This window comes from Vibrio sp. 2CM40D, assembly GCF_023161825.1.
GTDB lineage: Bacteria > Pseudomonadota > Gammaproteobacteria > Enterobacterales > Vibrionaceae > Vibrio > Vibrio alginolyticus.
The window spans coordinates 1-1118 of sequence record NZ_JALNTL010000030.1 but is presented as its reverse complement, the minus strand read 5'-3'; the positions used below and the strand labels follow the sequence as shown (position 1 = coordinate 1118).

Here is a 1118-nt window from a genome sequence, read left to right as displayed (position 1 = left end):
AACATCTTATAAGCAACATACAACATGAATACGCTGAAAAAGCCTGCCAGATAGACTCCTTGTAGATACGATGCTACGAATGTGGCGCAAAATGTTCCGACTAGAACTCCGCTCAACATTTTTACTACCATTGTCGAGTCTACATTCTCTTTTTTGTAGTGAGCGCGCATGCTGCCCAATGTTGTAACAATCATCGAAGCCATTGATGTCCCCAACGCAAGATGCACTACTTCCGTATCAGCTATTCCCTGTAGTGAAAATAGAAACGCAAAAATAGGGACGGCCATTCCACCACCACCCACACCAACGAGTCCTGCGAGAAAGCCAATGCCCAAGCCTGCCGTAATGTAATAGATAATAAAGATAGGTTCGTTCATGATGGTTCTGCCTTCGATAAAATGGTCGTTGCTAAAATGTTACTCGAACGCTAACTTGCTATGGTAACGTTAAGAGGACAGAAAATAATGAATAATGGCCAAAATGGAATTGAGTAAATAAAGTGACAAACTCTGATTACAGCGAATGGAAAAATGGCGCCGCACTGATCGTTAAGGAGTGGCAGCATGAAAGGAGCGACTTCAACCATTTGGATCAACGGCCACATAATTGGCACAGTCATCATCGAGGCCAGTTACTGTGTATAGATGAAGGGCTAATTCAGGTCAAAACCGATGAAGGAACGTGGATACTACCACCTCACCGAGCTGGTTGGATCCCCCCGGGTGCGATGCACAGTGTTTATTTTTGTGGTTCTCTGAAAGGTCGTTCATTACTGTTTACTCCAGAGAGTTGTGAGCGGTTTCCAATGAGACCTTGTGTTATCCAAATGAGCGATGTGTTGAAAGCCCTATCGGTTAGAGCATCGATATGGAGCAAAACAGACGATCTATCCATACAGTCTTTACGTATTCTTGCCGTAATATCCGATGAAATCGTCAATAGCCCTCATGAGTCACTCCACATCCCGCTGCCCAGAGATCCGAGACTGCAAAAAGTTACTCAAGCAATTTTAATAGACCCAAACAGCAAACATTCTGTGGAGCATTGGGCCAATATTGGGGCAGTCTCATCTCGGACGTTAAGACGATTGATTCGAAGTGAGTTAAACATGAGTTTTA

2 protein-coding genes are annotated in these 1118 nt (G+C 43.9%); one reads left to right on the top strand and one right to left on the bottom strand.

Going from position 1 to position 1118, the window contains the following annotated elements; translation table 11 throughout:
- A partial coding sequence (locus MTF70_RS24250; RefSeq protein ID WP_205461663.1) for a sulfite exporter TauE/SafE family protein occupies window positions 1–377 on the bottom strand: 377 nt, incomplete at its 3' end.
- 122 nt (window positions 378–499) lie between these two features.
- Between MTF70_RS24250 and MTF70_RS24245 the strand changes: the two genes are divergently transcribed.
- On the top strand, window positions 500–1118 hold a 619-nt coding region (locus MTF70_RS24245; protein WP_205461664.1), incomplete at its 3' end, for an AraC family ligand binding domain-containing protein.